Origin of the sequence: Streptomyces sp. BK239 (assembly GCF_004217285.1) — a bacterium.
GTDB lineage: Bacteria > Actinomycetota > Actinomycetes > Streptomycetales > Streptomycetaceae > Streptomyces.
Window position 1 is genome coordinate 143,714 of record NZ_SHKS01000010.1, and the last position, 16,871, is coordinate 160,584.

At 69.2% G+C, this 16,871-nt stretch carries 12 protein-coding genes; 8 read left to right on the forward strand and 4 right to left on the reverse strand.

The window, feature by feature from the left end:
* Positions 1-72: 72 nt before the first annotated feature.
* The 4 genes from metH (at position 73) to EV567_RS25895 (ending at position 8,186) form a co-directional block, all read left to right on the forward strand.
* Positions 73-3,588: a methionine synthase gene (gene metH / locus EV567_RS25875; RefSeq protein WP_130444195.1), complete on the forward strand. Its 3,516-nt coding sequence runs from the start codon at positions 73-75 to the stop codon at positions 3,586-3,588.
* Positions 3,589-3,752: 164 nt separating this feature from the next.
* Positions 3,753-4,448, forward strand: a complete 696-nt coding sequence (locus EV567_RS25880) for an HAD family phosphatase (protein ID WP_130444197.1) — start codon at positions 3,753-3,755, stop codon at positions 4,446-4,448.
* Positions 4,449-4,907: 459 nt separating this feature from the next.
* Positions 4,908-6,518, forward strand: a complete 1,611-nt coding sequence (locus tag EV567_RS25890; RefSeq protein WP_130444199.1) for an ABC transporter substrate-binding protein — start codon at positions 4,908-4,910, stop codon at positions 6,516-6,518.
* A gap of 87 nt (positions 6,519-6,605) precedes the next feature.
* Positions 6,606-8,186: an ABC transporter substrate-binding protein gene (locus EV567_RS25895; protein ID WP_130444201.1), complete on the forward strand. Its 1,581-nt coding sequence runs from the start codon at positions 6,606-6,608 to the stop codon at positions 8,184-8,186.
* A gap of 99 nt (positions 8,187-8,285) precedes the next feature.
* On the opposite strand, the gene EV567_RS25900 is transcribed toward EV567_RS25895, so the two are convergent.
* Together EV567_RS25900 and EV567_RS25905 are read right to left on the reverse strand one after the other, a co-directional pair.
* Positions 8,286-8,957, reverse strand: coding sequence for a response regulator transcription factor (locus EV567_RS25900; protein WP_130444203.1), 672 nt, complete (start codon positions 8,955-8,957; stop codon positions 8,286-8,288).
* A gap of 14 nt (positions 8,958-8,971) precedes the next feature.
* On the reverse strand, positions 8,972-9,964 hold the full coding sequence (locus EV567_RS25905; RefSeq protein WP_130444206.1) for a RecB family exonuclease: 993 nt from the start codon (positions 9,962-9,964) through the stop codon (positions 8,972-8,974).
* Positions 9,965-10,127: 163 nt separating this feature from the next.
* Between EV567_RS25905 and EV567_RS25910 the strand changes: the two genes are divergently transcribed.
* A complete protein-coding gene (locus EV567_RS25910; protein ID WP_130444208.1) occupies positions 10,128-11,597 on the forward strand; it encodes a site-2 protease family protein in 1,470 nt (489 codons plus the stop codon).
* A 49-nt stretch (positions 11,598-11,646) separates the two neighbouring features.
* Here EV567_RS25910 and EV567_RS25915 read toward each other — a convergent pair whose 3' ends face one another.
* A complete protein-coding gene (locus tag EV567_RS25915; protein WP_130444210.1) occupies positions 11,647-12,267 on the reverse strand; it encodes a bifunctional 2-polyprenyl-6-hydroxyphenol methylase/3-demethylubiquinol 3-O-methyltransferase UbiG in 621 nt (206 codons plus the stop codon).
* 305 nt (positions 12,268-12,572) lie between these two features.
* On the opposite strand from EV567_RS25915, the gene EV567_RS25920 reads away from it, so the two are divergent.
* A complete protein-coding gene (locus tag EV567_RS25920; RefSeq protein WP_130444212.1) occupies positions 12,573-13,475 on the forward strand; it encodes a tRNA (adenine-N1)-methyltransferase in 903 nt (300 codons plus the stop codon).
* A 201-nt stretch (positions 13,476-13,676) separates the two neighbouring features.
* Positions 13,677-14,243, forward strand: coding sequence for a hypothetical protein (locus EV567_RS25925; RefSeq protein ID WP_130444214.1), 567 nt, complete (start codon positions 13,677-13,679; stop codon positions 14,241-14,243).
* A 98-nt stretch (positions 14,244-14,341) separates the two neighbouring features.
* Here the strand turns inward: EV567_RS25925 and EV567_RS25930 are convergent, their stop codons facing one another.
* Positions 14,342-14,647, reverse strand: coding sequence for a ferredoxin (locus tag EV567_RS25930; RefSeq protein WP_130444216.1), 306 nt, complete (start codon positions 14,645-14,647; stop codon positions 14,342-14,344).
* Positions 14,648-14,890: 243 nt separating this feature from the next.
* Between EV567_RS25930 and arc the strand changes: the two genes are divergently transcribed.
* A complete protein-coding gene (gene arc, locus EV567_RS25940) occupies positions 14,891-16,657 on the forward strand; it encodes a proteasome ATPase (RefSeq protein WP_130444220.1) in 1,767 nt (588 codons plus the stop codon).
* Positions 16,658-16,871: the final 214 nt, after the last annotated feature.

The window sequence follows — 16,871 nt, forward strand, 5'->3', positions numbered from 1 at the left end:
GCGGCTCCCGGGAGCGACCGCGGAGCCGGCGCCGAAGAAGCCGACAGCCGTCGCACCCGAGGGAGCCCTTACATGGCCTCAGTGCCGCCGACCCCTTCCGCCGACAGCCGGACCCGCGTGTCCGAGCTCCGAGAGGCCCTGGCCACCCGGGTGGTGGTCGCCGACGGAGCCATGGGCACCATGCTCCAGGCCCAGGAGCCCACCCTCGAGGACTTCCAGAACCTCGAGGGCTGCAACGAGATCCTCAACGTCACCCGCCCGGACATCGTCCGCTCCGTCCACGCCGAGTACTACGACGCCGGCGTCGACTGCGTCGAGACCAACACCTTCGGCGCCAACCACGCGGCCATGGCCGAGTACGACATCCCCGAGCGCGTCCACGAGCTGTCCGAGGCCGGCGCCCGCATCGCCCGCGAGACCGCCGACGAGTACACCGCCCGCGACGGCCGCACCCGCTGGGTCCTCGGCTCCATCGGCCCCGGCACCAAACTGCCCACCCTCGGCCACGTCGCCTACACCACCCTGCGCGACGCCTTCCAGCAGAACGCCGAAGGCCTCATCGCCGGCGGAGCCGACGCCCTCATCGTCGAGACCACCCAGGACCTGCTGCAGACCAAGGCGGCCGTCCTCGGCGCCCGACGCGCCCGCGAACTCTCCGGCCTGGACCTGCCGCTCATCGTCTCCGTCACCGTCGAGACCACCGGCACCATGCTGCTCGGCTCCGAGATCGGCGCCGCCCTGACGGCCCTGGAGCCGCTCGGCATCGACATGATCGGCATGAACTGCGCCACCGGCCCCGCCGAGATGAGCGAGCACCTGCGCTACCTCGCCCGCAACGCCCGCATCCCGCTGGCCTGTATGCCCAACGCCGGCCTGCCCGTGCTCGGCAAGGACGGCGCCAGCTACCCCCTGACCGCGCCGGAACTCGCCGACGCCCAGGAGAACTTCGTCCGCGACTACGGCCTCTCCCTGGTCGGCGGCTGCTGCGGCACCACCCCCGAACACCTGCGCCAGGTCGTCGAACGCGTCCGCGGCCTCGCCCCCGCCGAGCGCGACCCGCGCCCCGAACCGGGCGCCGCCTCCCTCTACCAGAGCGTCCCCTTCCGCCAGGACACCTCCTACCTCGCCATCGGCGAGCGGACCAACGCCAACGGCTCCAAGAAGTTCCGCGAGGCGATGCTTCAGGCCCGCTGGGACGACTGCGTGGAGATGGCCCGCGAGCAGATCCGCGAGGGCGCGCACATGCTCGACCTGTGCGTGGACTACGTCGGCCGCGACGGCGTCGCCGACATGGAGGAACTCGCCGGCCGCCTCGCCACCGCCTCCACCCTGCCGATCGTGCTCGACTCCACCGAGGTCGACGTCATCCAGGCGGGCCTGGAGAAGCTCGGCGGCCGCGCCGTCATCAACTCCGTCAACTACGAGGACGGCGACGGCCCCGAATCCCGCTTCGCCAAGGTCACCAAGCTCGCCCGCGAGCACGGCGCCGCGCTCATCGCCCTCACCATCGACGAGGAAGGCCAGGCCCGCACCCCCGAGAAGAAGGTCGAGATCGCCGAACGGCTCATCGCCGACCTCACCGGCAACTGGGGCATCCGCGAGGAAGACATCCTCATCGACACCCTGACCTTCACCATCTGCACCGGCCAGGAGGAGTCCCGGGGGGACGGCATCGCCACCATCGAGGCGATCCGCGAACTCAAGCGCCGCCACCCCGACGTGCAGACCACCCTCGGCCTGTCGAACATCTCCTTCGGCCTCAACCCGGCCGCGCGCATCCTGCTCAACTCCGTCTTCCTCGACGAGTGCGTCAAGGCCGGCCTGGACTCCGCCATCGTCCACGCCTCGAAGATCCTCCCGATCGCCCGGTTCTCCGAGGAGGAGGTCGCCACCGCCCTCGACCTCATCCACGACCGCCGCAGCGAGGGCTACGACCCCCTCCAGAAGCTCATGCAGCTCTTCGAGGGCGCCACCGCCAAGTCCCTCAAAGCCGGCAAGGCCGAGGAACTGGCCGCCCTCCCGCTGGACGAGCGCCTCAAGCGCCGCATCATCGACGGCGAGCGCAACGGCCTGGAGGCCGACCTCGACGCGGCCCTCCAGGACCGCCCGGCCCTCGACATCGTCAACGAGACCCTCCTGGACGGCATGAAGGTCGTCGGCGAACTCTTCGGCTCCGGCCAGATGCAGCTGCCGTTCGTCCTGCAGTCCGCCGAGGTCATGAAGACCGCGGTCGCCCACCTCGAACCGCACATGGAGAAGTCGGACGCCGACGGCAAGGGCACCATCGTCCTGGCCACCGTGCGCGGCGACGTCCACGACATCGGCAAGAACCTCGTCGACATCATCCTGTCCAACAACGGCTACAACGTCGTCAACCTCGGCATCAAGCAGCCGGTCTCCGCGATCCTCGAAGCCGCCGCGGAACACCGCGCCGACGTCATCGGCATGTCCGGGCTCCTGGTCAAATCCACGGTGATCATGAAGGAGAACCTGGAGGAGCTCAACCAGCGCGGCCTCGCCGCCGACTACCCCGTCATCCTCGGCGGCGCCGCCCTCACCCGCGCCTACGTCGAACAGGACCTCCACGAGGTCTACGAAGGCGAAGTCCGCTACGCCCGCGACGCCTTCGAGGGCCTGCGTCTGATGGACGCCCTCATCGGCGTCAAGCGAGGCGTCCCCGGCGCGAAGCTGCCCGAACTCAAGCAGCGCCGGGTCCGCGCCACCGCCGCCGCCGAGGTCGAGGAACGCCCCGAGGAAGGCCACGTCCGCTCCGACGTCGCCGTCGACAACCCGGTCCCCGAACCGCCGTTCTGGGGCACCCGCGTCATCAAGGGCATCCAGCTCAAGGAGTACGCCTCCTGGCTGGACGAAGGCGCCCTGTTCAAGGGCCAGTGGGGCCTGAAGCAGGCCCGTACCGGCGACGGCCCCACCTACGAGGAACTCGTCGAGACCGAGGGACGGCCCCGCCTGCGCGGCCTCCTCGACCGGCTCCAGACCGAGAACCTCCTCGAAGCGGCCGTCGTCTACGGCTACTTCCCCTGCGTGTCCAAGGACGACGACCTCATCCTCCTCGACGAGCACGGCAACGAACGCACCCGCTTCACCTTCCCCCGCCAGCGCCGCGGCCGCCGTCTGTGCCTCGCGGACTTCTTCCGCCCCCAGGAATCCGGCGAGACCGACGTCGTCGGCCTCCAGGTCGTCACCGTCGGCTCCCGCATCGGCGAGGAGACCGCCAAGCTCTTCGCCTCCGACTCCTACCGCGACTACCTCGAACTCCACGGCCTGTCCGTCCAGTTGGCCGAGGCACTCGCGGAGTACTGGCACGCACGTGTCCGCTCCGAACTCGGCTTCGCCGGCGAGGACCCGGCCGACGTCGAGGAGATGTTCGCCCTGAAGTACCGAGGCGCCCGCTTCTCCCTCGGCTACGGCGCCTGCCCCGACCTGGAGGACCGCGCCAAGATCGCCGAACTCCTCCAGCCCGAGCGGATCGGCGTCCACCTCTCGGAGGAGTTCCAGCTCCACCCCGAGCAGTCCACCGACGCCATCGTCATCCACCACCCGGAGGCCAAGTACTTCAACGCACGGTGACGACCCCGCACCACGTGCACACGGCGGCCCGCGTCACACGACGCGGCGCGCCACACTCAGCACACTGATCGGATAAGTCGTACACTGGTCGATCCCCGGCAGGCCGGTTGCCTCTTCGCGAGAAAAGGGCAGCCGGCCTGCTCGTCCCTCCAGGAGGTACGTGGATGACCAGTACGGTTCCCGCGCTCGGCACACGGACGGCCGAAGGCTCGGCCCTGCAGGCCGTGCTCCTCGACATGGACGGCACCCTGGTCGACACCGAGGGCTTCTGGTGGGACGTCGAGGTCGAGGTCTTCGCCGGCCTCGGACACACCCTCGACGACTCCTGGCGCCACGTCGTCGTCGGCGGCCCCATGAGCCGCAGCGCCGGCTTCCTCATCGAGGCGACCGGAGCGGACATCACCCTCCCCGAGCTCGCCGTCCTGCTCAACGAGGGCTTCGAGAACCGCATCACCCGCACCCTGCCCCTGATGCCCGGAGCCACCCGCCTCCTCGCCGAACTCGCCGAACACGAGGTCCCCACCGCCCTCGTCTCCGCCTCGTACCGGCGCATCATCGACCGCGTCCTCACCTTCCTCGGCCCGCAGCACTTCGCCCTCACCGTCGCCGGCGACGAAGTCGCACGCACCAAGCCCCACCCCGACCCCTACCTGTTCGCCGCCGCCGGCCTCGGCGCCGACCCCGCCCGCTGCGCCGTCGTCGAGGACACCGCCACCGGCGTCGCCGCCGCCGAGGCCGCCGGCTGCCACGTCGTCGCCGTCCCCTCCGTGGCGCCCATCCCGCCCGCCGCCCGCCGCACCGTCGTCCCCTCACTCGAACACGTCGACCTGACATTCCTGCGCGGCCTCATCACCGTCTGAAGATCACCGGCGGCGGGTCGGCGACGGAAAAGAGCGGACGTTCACCCAGCGTGCGCAACCGGCGACAACGGGAATTCCGCACCCGTGCGCACGGTGAATTCGAACCATCACCGACGGCTGAATTCCGCTTCCATCGCACCCCCCGGGACCTGTGACGTTCCCCACGCGGGACGGGGTCGACACGAACGCCACCGTGTGCTGTTCACCCCCACAAGGGGGGTCCCCACGCGCCCATGTGTCCCGATTGGTCAGACGCTGCACGAAACATTCCCCGCTCGGGTTTTCGGTCCGTCCGCACCCGGTTTCGCAGCGTGATGGGCTTTCAACTCCGGTGCCCGCGAACCGCCGTGCCGACCCGGACTAACCTCGATGCGAGAACAACGCAGTTACCCCCGTGTCCCGCCGCGACACCCCTGCATGCCGGGTACACGGACTTGAGAGCTCTGGAGAAACTCGAGCATGAACCGCAAGACTTTGGTGCTGCCGGCCGTCGTCGGTCTGCTCGCGCCCGTGCTCGCCGCGTGCGGCGGGTCCGACAGCGGCAGCGGCGGCGACGACGGCGCCATCGTCGTCGGCACCACGGACCGGTTCACCGCCACCAAGGACGCCCCCGCGCCGTTCGACCCCGCCTACTCCTACGACGTCGGCACCTGGAACGTCCTGCGCCAGACCGTGCAGACCCTGATGATCCAGCCCAAGGGCGACGGCGACCCCGTCCCCGAGGCCGCCCAGAGCTGCGGCTTCACCGACAGCGGCAACGAACGCTACGCCTGCAAGCTCCGCGACGGCCTGAAGTTCTCCAACGGCGACCCCGTCACCGCCGAGGACGTCAAGTTCTCCATCGACCGCGCCCGCTCCATCAAGGCCGACTCCGGCGTCTTCGCCCTGCTGTCCACCATCGACACCGTCGAGACGCAGGGCGACAACGAGGTCATCTTCCACCTCAAGACCGCCGACGCCACCTTCCCGTTCAAGCTGTCCACCCCCGTCGCCGGCATCGTCAACCCCGCCGACTACGACAAGGGCAAGCTCCGCGAAGGCTTCGCGATCGACGGCTCCGGGCCCTACACCCTGAAGACCGAGACCGACGGCGACGCCGTCACCAAGGCCGTCTTCACCAAGAACCCCGAGTACAAGGGGGTCCTCGACGTGAAGAACGAGAAGGTCGACATGGTCTCCTTCGAGGACGCCGACGCCATGGGCGCCGCCCTCGACAAGGGCGACATCGACGTCATGACCCGCACCATGACGCCGGAGCAGATCAAGAAGCTCTCCGACGCCGCCGGCGGCAACAAGGAATCCCTCGTCGAACTCGCCGGCCTGGAGATCCGCTACCTCGCCTTCAACACCAGCGCCCCCACGGTCAAGACCAAGGCCGTCCGGCAGGCCATGGCCCAGGTGATCAACCGCAGCGAACTCGTCTCAGCGGTGTACGGCACCCAAGCCGAACCGCTCTACTCGCTGGTCCCCGCCTCGGTCACCGGCCACTCCAACTCGTTCTTCAACACCTACGGCGACCCCGACCCCGCCAAGGCCAAGGCGCTCCTGAAGGAAGCCGACGTCAGCACCCCCGTGAAGCTGACCCTGAACTACACCACCGACCACTACGGCGCCGCCACCAAGCAGGAGTTCGAGCAGCTGCAGAAGCAGCTCAACGCCAGCGGCCTGTTCGACGTCACCATCAAGGGCACGCCCTGGGAGACGTTCGTCCCCGCCGAACGCAAGGGCCAGTACGAGGTCTACGGCATGGGATGGTTCCCCGACTTCCCCGACGCCGACAACTTCCTCGCCCCGTTCCTGGACAAGGACAACTTCCTCAAGTCGCCCTACAAGAACGGCGACATCATCGACGACCTCATCCCGCAGTCCCGCCGGGTGGCCGACCGGCTCACCGCGGCCAAGAGCCTGACGAAGATCCAGGACATCGTCGCCCAAGACGTCCCCGTCATCCCCCTGTGGCAGGGCAAGCAGTACGTCGCATCCAGCGACGACATCACCGGCACGGCCTACGTGCTCAACTCCTCCGCGAGCCTCCAGCTGTGGGAGCTCTCCCGCGGCGTGAGCGGCTGACGCACCTGACTCCTCGACGTCCCCGGGGCCCGGACCTGCGGCGGCCACGGCCCCGGGACGCGAGATTCGACGACAAGGCACACCTACGTGAACATGCGCAACCAGTGGCCGCTCCTGCCCGTCATGGCGGGCCTGGCCTCCGGACTGCTGACCGGATGCGGCTCGCAGGACGGCGGCTCCGGCGGCGACGGCTCCTCCGTCGTGATGGGGATGTCCGACGAGGTCCTCGCCACGGACCCCGCCTCCGGATACGACCCGGGCTCATGGCTGTTGTTCAACAACGTCTTCCAGTCGCTGCTGAGCTTCCCCAAGGGGGGCACCGAGCCCCAGCCCGACGCCGCCAAGGAATGCTCTTTCACCGACACCCGGACCACGGTCTACAAGTGCACGCTGAAGGACGGCCTGAAGTTCAGCAACGGTGAAGCGCTCACGTCTGAGGACGTCAAGTTCTCCTTCGACCGCATGCTGAAGATCAACGACGACGCCGGACCGGCCATCATGTTCCCCATGCTCGACCAGGTCGAAGCACCGGACGAGCACACCGTCGTCTTCAAGCTGAAGGTCCCCGACGCCACCTTCCCCAGCAAGATCGCCTCCGGCGCCGGGTCCATCGTCGACCACCGCTCCTACGACGCGGACAAACTCCGCGAGGACGGCGAAGCCGTCGGCTCCGGCCCCTACAAGCTGGACTCCTTCAAGGACGACGAGGCCGTCTTCTCCGTCAACGACAACTACGAGGGCACCGCCGACGTCCAGAACACCGGCGTCACCCTCAGGTTCTTCAAGGGCGACCAGAGCGCCCTGAAGAAGGCCCTCCTCGCCCACGACATCGACATCGCCTACCGCGGCCTCACCGCCGCAGACATCTCCGAAGTCGAACAGAGCAACGACAGCACGGGCGTCGAAGTCGTCGAAGGCACCAGCGCCGAAGTCCAGCACCTCGTCTTCAACATGGACGACCCCGTGGCCGGAAAGCTCGGCGTCCGCCAGGCCATCGCCCACCTCATCGACCGCGAAGCCCTGATCGAGAACGTCTACAAGGGCACCGCCACGCCGCTGTACTCGATCATCCCGGCCGGCATCGGCGGCCACAACACCGCCTTCTTCGACCGCTACGGCGCCCGCCCCTCCAAGGCCAAGGCAGCCGCCGCGCTCAAGGAGGACGGCATCACCGACAAGGTGAAACTCACCCTGTGGTCCACCCCCTCCCGCTACGGCCCGGCCACCGACGCGGAACTCAAGGCCATCGCCGCCCAGCTCAACGCCAGCGGCCTGTTCACCGCCGACGTCAAATCCGTCGCCTACGACCAGTACGAGAAGGACATCGCCGCCGGCAAGTACGGCGTCTACGTCAAGGGCTGGGTCCCCGACTACCCCGACGCCGACAACTTCACCGCCCCCTTCTTCGGCAAGGGCAACGTCCTCAACAACAACTACGCCAACGACGCCATCACCGGCACGCTCATCCCGCGCACCGCCGCCCAGAGCACCCGCTCCTCCACCGACACCGACTTCGCCGAACTCCAGGACATCGTCGCCCGGCAGATGCCCGTCCTGCCCGTCTGGCAGGCCAAGCAGTACGCCGTCGTCCACGAGAACGTCTACGGCCTGGAGAACTGCCTCGACGCCTCCACGGTCTTCCGCTTCTGGGAACTCCACAAGGGCTGACCCGGCCGCCACACCACCACGAAGGGCGCCCCCACCGGGGGCGCCCTTCCGCCGTACCGCACCTCTCAAGACCGCCACACGGCCGCCACCGGACGCCTCCTACTGCGCGCCCGGACGCACCAGCCCGCTCTCGTACGCGTATACCGCGGCCTGCACCCGGTCCCGCAGCCCCAGCTTCGTCAGCACATGCCCCACATGCGTCTTCACCGTCGTCTCGCTCACGAACAGATCCGCCGCGATCTCCGCGTTCGACAACCCCCGCGCCACCAGCTTCAACACCTCCACCTCACGGTCGGTCAGGGTGTGCAGCGTGTCCGGCACCGGCTCCTCACCCGACGGCAGATGCGTGGCGTACTTGTCCAGCAGCCTGCGCGTGATGCTCGGCGCCAGCATCGCCTCACCGTCGGCCACCACCCGGATCGCCTGCACCAACTCGTTGGCGGGCGCGTCCTTCAACAGAAATCCGCTCGCCCCCGCCCGCAGCGCCTCCACCACGTACTCGTCCAGGTCGAACGTCGTCAGCACCAGCACCTTCGCCGGACCGTCCCGACCCGGCCCCGTGATCTGCCGCGTCGCCTCCACACCGTCCATCCGCGGCATACGGATGTCCATCAGAACCACATCGGGCTGCAGAGCCCGCACCTGGTCGAGGGCCTGCAAACCGTCACCGGCCTCACCGACCACCGCGAGATCCTGCTCCGCCTCCAGAATCATCCGGAAGCCGGTACGCAGCAGCGGCTGGTCGTCGACCAGTAGGACGCGGATGGCCACGTAAGTCTCCTTAGTTAGTCCGGCCCCATTCTGCCCTGAGCGTCCACCGCCGGCCCGACCGCCCTCACCGGCAGCGGATACGGCGGGGGAGTCCCACCGAACTCCGGACAGTGCGCCCGGTGATCACACCAACCGCACAACTTCGTCGGCCGCGGCCGCCACTCACCCGTCTCCGTGGCCCGGCGGATCGCCTCCCACAACGCCAGCAGCTTGCGCTCCACCCGCTCCAGATCGGCCACCACCGGGTCGTACGTCAGCACGTCACCGCTGCCCAGATACACCAGCTGAAGCCGGCGCGGCACCACCCCCTTCAGCCGCCACACCACCAGCGCGTAGAACTTCATCTGGAACAGCGCGCCCTCCGCGTACTCCGGCCGCGGCGCCTTGCCCGTCTTGTAGTCGACGATCCGCACCTCACCCGTGGGCGCCACATCCACCCGGTCGATGATCCCGCGCAGCGTCAGCCCCGACTCCAGCTCCGCCTCCACGAACAGCTCCCGCTCGGCAGGCTCCAGCCGCGTCGGATCCTCCAGCGTGAACCACCGCTCGACCAGCCCCTCCGCCTCCGCCAGCCACCCGGCCAGCCGCTCACCCTCCGGATCGTCCGCGAACAGATCCACCAGCTCCGGCCGCGACTCACGCAACCGGTCCCACTGACCCGGGATCAGCGACTTGGCCCGCGGCGCCGTCCGCTCCACCGCCGGCGCGTCGAACAGCCGCTCCAGCACCGCGTGCACCAACGTCCCCTTCGTCGCCGCCGCGCTCGGCTTCTCCGGCAACCGGTCGATCACCCGGAACCGGTACAGCAGCGGACACTGCATGAAATCGCCGGCCCGTGACGGCGACAGCGAAGCGGGCGCCACAGCGGCGACCGCCTTCCCACCCGCCGCCGCGCCCCCCTGAGACCCCGCTCCCGACTCCGACTCCACCCGCGCCTCCGACTCCGCCCGCGACTCCACCACACCGCCCCCGACCGCCCCGGCGACCCGCTCGCTGCTGCTCTCCATGCCCCAGACCATACGGCCCACCACTGACAGTCACCCACTCCGTCCGCTACGGCAGTGAAAACACAGGGGTGCCGGGGCGGAACACGCCACCACGGCCGCATACCATCGATCCCGAGACCCTTCCGCCCGCCAGGACGGGAGACGCATCGAACGAGGGGACACCGTGGTGGAAAGCGGCGGGAACGGGCAGCCGCGGCCGGACAGCGAACAGCCGGCCAAGCCCCCCACGACACCGACCGAGGGCCCGCCCCCACCGGACGCCGACACCCCGCCACCGGGCGACGCCCCAGAACCCGGCGAAACCCCCGCACGTCCCGACGCCTCCGCACCCGCCGACGCCTCACGACGCGCCGAAACCCCCGCCCGCGCCCACGGCGACCACCACCCCGACCGCCCCCACGCCCACACCCCGGGCGGCGCGGCGCCGGGCCCCGCCCTCGGACAAGCCCCCGCCGGCAAAGGACGCCCCCCCAAGGCCCCCGAACCCCGCGGCGGACTCCTCATGGGCCGCCCCTTCGGCGTACCCGTCTACGTAGCCCCCAGCTGGTTCCTCGTCGCCGCCCTCATCACCTGGGTGTTCGGCGGCCAGCTCGACCGCGTGCTCCCCGAACTCGGTGCCGCCCGCTACCTCGTCTCCCTCTTCTTCGCCGTCGCCTTCTACGCGTCCGTCCTCATCCACGAACTCGCCCACACCGTCGCCGCGCTCCGCTTCAAACTCCCCGTCCGCCGCATCCAGCTCCAGTTCTTCGGCGGCGTATCCGAGATCGAGAAGGAAGCCGAGACCCCCGGCCGCGAGTTCTGGCTCGCCTTCGTCGGCCCCCTGCTCTCCCTCGCCCTCGCCGGCGTCTTCTACCTCGCCATGCAACCCGTCGAGCCCGGCACCGTCCCCGGCGTCCTCCTGGCCGGCCTGATGATCTCCAACCTCATCGTGGCGGTCTTCAACCTGCTGCCCGGCCTCCCCCTCGACGGCGGCCGCATGCTCCGCGCCGTCGTCTGGAAGATCACCGGCAAGCCCATGACCGGCACCGTCGCCGCCGCCTGGGTCGGCCGCGCCCTCGCCGTCTCCGTCCTCATCGGACTGCCCCTGCTCACCCAGTCCGGAGCCCTCGGAGACGCCGCCGAGGACAGCGTCGGCATGGACACCGTCATGGACGCCCTGCTCGCCGCCATCCTCGCCGCGATCATCTGGACCGGCGCCGGCAACAGCCTGCGCATGGCCCGACTGCGCGAACACCTCCCCGAACTGCGCGCCCGCAACCTCACCCGCCGCGCCGTCCCCGTCGAGTCCGCCACCCCGCTCTCCGAGGCACTGCGCCGCGCCAACGACGCCGGCGCCCGCGCCCTCGTCGTCGTCGACGCCGACGGCGAACCGCTCTCCCTGGTCCGCGAGGCCGCCATCGTCGGCGTCCCCGAACACCGCCGCCCCTGGGTGGCCGTCAGCGGCCTCGCCCAGGACCTCACCGACGGCATGCGCGTCTCCGCCGAACTCGCCGGAGAAGACCTCCTGGACGCCCTGCGCGCGACACCCGCCACCGAATACCTCGTCGTGGAGGAGACCGGCGCGATCTACGGCGTCCTGTCCGCAGCCGACGTCGAACGCGCCTTCGTCAAGGCGATGGCCCGCCCCAGCTGACACCCCCCCGGCGGTTCCGGCCCGCAGGACCGGAACCGCCCGGCCCACCTCAGCCGGCCTTCGTCCCCACCAGGACGAACTCGTTGTACGGGAACACCTTCCCCACCGACCGCGGGAACGGGAAGGAGAACGCCCGCGCCACCGTCAGCCCCGCCTTGTCCGCATGCCGGCGCAACTCCTCGAAGCCCACGAAACGCACATGCGTCGCGTCCGTCTTGTAACCGGCCTCCTGCGGGGTGATCAGCACCACCCGGCCCCCCGGCTTCACCAGCGGCAGGTACTGCGCCAGCACATCCGCCCCCAGAGCCTCGTCCATGTGCTCCAGGACATGCGCGCACAGCAGCGAGTCGAACGACCCCGGACCGCAGTCCGGCGCCTTCGCCAGATCCTCCGGCACATACGCCGTCAGCCCACGCTCACGACACGTCGCCACCGAATGCTCGTTGTGGTCCACACCCACACTGTCCGGCCCGCAGTTCAGCAGGTTCCGCCCCAGACCGCACCCCACGTCGAGAACCCGCCCCAGCCGAAGCCGCTTCAGGTTCCACCGGTACGGCGCCTGCGTCGGCAGGAACCGCTTGATCCCCGAGGTTTCCAGCCGGGCGAGCCGCTTCGTGTAGTCGGAGCCCTCCGTGCTCGCCTCGGGCTTACCGTTCTTGGCCTCGGACATCGATGACCGCCATTCCCAGATGAGAGATCGACAACGGGCCACACCGGCGGAACGAACGGAACCCACAAGGAAACCCCAAGGACGGACCCGCATCGCGTCCCGCCCTCGCGGCCCATGTCCCACCCGCCATGTGACCTGATCCACAAGGCTATGAGGCACAAGGGAACAGGTAAAGCCGAACCGGCCGATGCCCGCAAGCAAATTCGACCGGTCACCCCGCCCCCGGCCGCACCACCCCTCCCGGCGAACACCCGCCCCCCACCACCGTGGTCGGCGACCACCGCAAACGCCGGTAGTCTGGTCACATGTCCGAACCGACCGGTGCCGCCCGCAGGCGCGGGCCCTTCAAGGTCGGGGACCAGGTTCAGCTGACCGACCCCAAGGGCCGCCACTACACGTTCACGCTCGAAGCCGGGAAGAACTTCCACACCCACAAGGGTTCCTTCCCGCACGACGAACTGATCGGCGCACCCGAGGGCAGCGTGGTCCGCACCACCGGCAACGTCGCCTACCTCGCGCTGCGCCCCCTGCTCCCCGACTACGTCCTGTCCATGCCCCGCGGGGCAGCCGTCGTCTACCCCAAGGACGCGGGGCAGATCCTCGCCTTCGCCGACATCTTCCCCGGCGCACGCGTCGTCGAAGCTGGCGTCGGCTCCGGCTCCCTCAGCAGCTTCCTCCTGCGGGCCATCGGCGACGAGGGCATGCTGCACAGCTACGAGCGCCGCGAGGACTTCGCCGACATCGCCCGGCAGAACGTCGAACGCTACTTCGGCGGCCCCCACCCCGCCTGGCAGCTCACCGTCGGCGACCTCCAGGACAACCTGTCCGACCCCGACGTCGACCGCGTCATCCTCGACATGCTCGCCCCCTGGGAATGCCTCGAGGCCGTCTCCAAGGCCCTCGTCCCCGGCGGCATCCTGTGCTGCTACGTCGCCACCACCACCCAGCTCGCCCGGACCGTCGAGTCCATCCGCGAGATCGGCTGCTTCAACGAGCCGACCGCCTGGGAGTCGATGATCCGCAACTGGCACATCGAAGGCCTCGCCGTCCGCCCCGACCACCGCATGATCGGCCACACCGGCTTCCTGCTCACCGCCCGCCGCCTCGCCGACGGCGTCGAGCCCCCCATGCGCCGCCGCCGCCCCGCCAAGGGCGCCTACGGCGAGGACTACGCCGGCCCCAACGCCGACGCGGGCAACGGCCGCTGACACCCCACCCCCTCAACGCCACGACGCCGTGACCGAGTTCCCCGCCACAGCCAGGAACCCGGCCACGGCGTCACCGCGTTGACCCCCCGCCCCGCCCGGCACCCCACCGGCCCGGCCCGCACCCCGCCGTTCCCCCGCACTGTGACGTGTGGCACGATGCTGGCCACCCCACCCCCCGGCACAGCCCAGGAGACGCACCTCGTGCAGCAACCCGCCGTCCCGGAACTGGCACACACCCACACCCGACCGATCCACTGGCTCGCGACCGCCACCGCCCTGGCCGCCGTCATAGCCCTCTCCTCGGTCCTCCAACCCCGGCCGGCGACCGCCGCCCAGACGACCGACCCCCACCCCACCACCGCCACGGCGCCCGCCACCACCGGAATCGACTTCCCCCTCCGGTGCGGCCCCGTCAAACCCCTCGTCGTCAAGAAAGCCACCGGAGACCTCGACGGCGACGGCAGGCCCGAAACCATCGCAGCCGTCCACTGCGACTCAGCCATGGGCACCCCACCCGACGGCCTCTACGTCCTCACCCAAGGCGCCGACACCCCCCACCCCCGCCTCGTCGCCACCCTCCTCGACCCCGGGGAACGCCGGACCGTCACCGCCCTCACCGTCCAGGACGGCGCCGTCCTCGCCACCTACCTCGGCTACTCCTCGGCCGACGTGCCCAGTTGCTGCCCCGACGTCAAAGCCGACGCCAAGTGGCGCTGGAAGGACAACGTGTTCATCCGCTCCACCCCCGCGGGCGCCCACACCGTCTGACACCCGCCCACCGCCCCCACGTCACCCCGCGCGGCGGCCGGCGCCCACAACTCGCCCGTCAGACAGGCCTCACCACATCACCCCACGCACACACGCACTCACTCCGCGTCAGGGCCGTACACCTCGACACTGTCCGAAACCCTTCGCACATGGATGCACTCGCCCGGACACTCCCGCGCCGAATCCACCACATCCGTCAGCAACGGCAGCGGAACCGGCGCCGACGCCCCCGGAGCCTGCAAAAGCTCCTCACCCGCACCCTTCACATACGCCAGCCCGTCGATGTCCAGCTCGAACACCTCCGGCGCGTACTGCGCACAGATGCCGTCACCGGTACAGAGATCCTGGTCGATCCAGACCTCCAGCGCCTCACCGCCGACCACCGCATCCTGCTGCACGCCCATATCTCCTGCCGTTTAGAACCGAGCCCCACGGGAACCATGCGAGCCCTGACGGGTGTTGAACACTTCGACCCTACCCCTGGCGGCTTTCCAATCATGTTCGGTGGGTATTCCCCTGGCGTGAGGGAGAGCGCAAGGGTGAAGATCGGACACACCCCGACAGTCTTTGTGATCTAGGGGTTTCAATCGACACCCACCCAGGTAGGGTCTGGAAGCGTCCAGCTCCCCTTGGAGGAGGTGAGGACCGTGGCAGCCCACGACGACGACATGAACCGCGGCATCCGCCCGGGACGAGGGTCCGACGACCCGGCCGGGCAGATTGCCTACCTTGAGCAGGAGATCGCCGTCCTGCGACGCAAGCTCGCCGACTCTCCGCGGCACACGAGGATTCTCGAAGAGCGGATCGTCGAGCTGCAGACCAACCTGGCCGGCGTGTCCGCTCAGAACGAGAGACTCGCCAACACACTCCGCGAGGCCCGCGACCAGATCGTGGCCCTCAAGGAGGAAGTCGACCGGCTCGCCCAGCCGCCGGCCGGCTTCGGAGTCTTCCTGCAGGCCAACGAGGACGGCACCGCCGACATCTTCACCGGAGGCCGCAAACTCCGCGTGAACGTCAGCCCCGGCGTCGAGCTCGAAGAGCTCCGACGCGGCCAGGAACTGATGCTCAACGAAGCGCTCAACGTGGTCGAAGCCATGGAGTTCGAGCGCGTCGGGGACATCGTCACCCTCAAGGAGATCCTCGAGGACGGCGAACGCGCCCTGGTGCTCGGGCACACCGACGAGGAACGGGTGGTACGGCTCGCCGAGCCGCTGCTGGACGTCACCATCCGCCCCGGCGACGCCCTGCTGCTCGAACCCCGCTCCGGCTACGTCTACGAGATCGTCCCCAAGAGCGAGGTCGAAGAACTCGTCCTCGAAGAAGTCCCCGACATCGGCTACGAACAGATCGGCGGACTCGGCGGCCAGATCGAAGCCATCCGCGACGCGGTCGAGCTGCCCTACCTCTACCCCGACCTGTTCAAGGAGCACGAACTGCGGCCCCCCAAGGGCGTCCTGCTCTACGGACCCCCCGGATGCGGCAAGACGCTCATCGCCAAGGCCGTCGCCAACTCGCTGGCCAAAAAGGTCGCCGAAGTCACCGGCCAGGCCGCCGGCAAGAGCTTCTTCCTCAACATCAAGGGACCCGAGCTCCTGAACAAGTACGTCGGCGAGACCGAGCGGCAGATCCGCCTCGTCTTCCAACGTGCTCGCGAGAAGGCCAGCGAGGGCACCCCCGTCATCGTCTTCTTCGACGAGATGGAATCCCTCTTCCGCACCCGCGGCTCCGGAGTCAGCTCCGACGTCGAGAACACCATCGTCCCGCAGCTCCTCGCCGAGATCGACGGCGTCGAAGGCCTGCAGAACGTCGTCGTCATCGGCGCCTCCAACCGCGAGGACATGATCGACCCGGCGATCCTGCGCCCCGGCCGGCTCGACGTCAAGATCAAGATCGAGCGCCCGGACGCCGAGGCCGCCAAGGACATCTTCGGCAAGTACCTCACCGAACGCCTCCCCCTGCACTCCGACGACCTCGGCGAGCACGGCGGCAGCAAGGCCACCACCGTCGACAGCATGATCCAGACGGCAGTGGAACACATGTACGCCGAATCCGAGGAAAACCGCTTCCTGGAAGTCACCTACGCCAACGGAGACAAGGAAGTCCTCTACTTCAAGGACTTCAACTCCGGCGCCATGATCGAGAACATCGTCGGCCGCGCCAAGAAAATGGCCATCAAGGACTTCCTCGAAAAGAACCAGAAGGGCCTCCGCGTCTCCCACCTCCTCCAGGCCTGCGTGGACGAGTTCAAGGAGAACGAAGACCTCCCCAACACCACCAACCCCGACGACTGGGCCCGCATCTCCGGAAAGAAGGGCGAACGGATCGTCTACATCCGCACCCTCATCACCGGAAAGCAAGGCTCCGACACCGGGCGCTCCATCGACACGGTGGCCAACACCGGACAGTACCTGTAAAACCAGGGCGGCTGCGGGTGCCCTCCACGGGGGTATCCGCAGCCGACTGCTTTTCGGGCCACGGCTGGAGCAGTCAATGACGCAAATGATCTCCCCGCCAGCGCAGAGCCGTTCTAGGCTCTTCCGTACCGCCGGGCGCAGTGCGGGGACGGGCACCGCACACGCACCGGAGCACCCGCGGTACTGGAGTGGCGCCCACGACCGAGGGCGCCGC

Bases quoted from the DNA above. Each gene is read 5' to 3' on its own strand.
- metH (WP_130444195.1), top strand. From the start codon at position 73: ATGGCCTCAGTGCCGCCGACCCCTTCCGCCGACAGCCGGACCCGCGTG.
- EV567_RS25880 (WP_130444197.1), top strand. From the start codon at position 3,753: ATGACCAGTACGGTTCCCGCGCTCGGCACACGGACGGCCGAAGGCTCG.
- EV567_RS25890 (WP_130444199.1), top strand. From the start codon at position 4,908: ATGAACCGCAAGACTTTGGTGCTGCCGGCCGTCGTCGGTCTGCTCGCG.
- EV567_RS25905 (WP_130444206.1), bottom strand. From the start codon at position 9,964: ATGGAGAGCAGCAGCGAGCGGGTCGCCGGGGCGGTCGGGGGCGGTGTG.
- EV567_RS25915 (WP_130444210.1), bottom strand. From the start codon at position 12,267: ATGTCCGAGGCCAAGAACGGTAAGCCCGAGGCGAGCACGGAGGGCTCC.
- EV567_RS25920 (WP_130444212.1), top strand. From the start codon at position 12,573: ATGTCCGAACCGACCGGTGCCGCCCGCAGGCGCGGGCCCTTCAAGGTC.
- EV567_RS25930 (WP_130444216.1), bottom strand. From the start codon at position 14,647: ATGGGCGTGCAGCAGGATGCGGTGGTCGGCGGTGAGGCGCTGGAGGTC.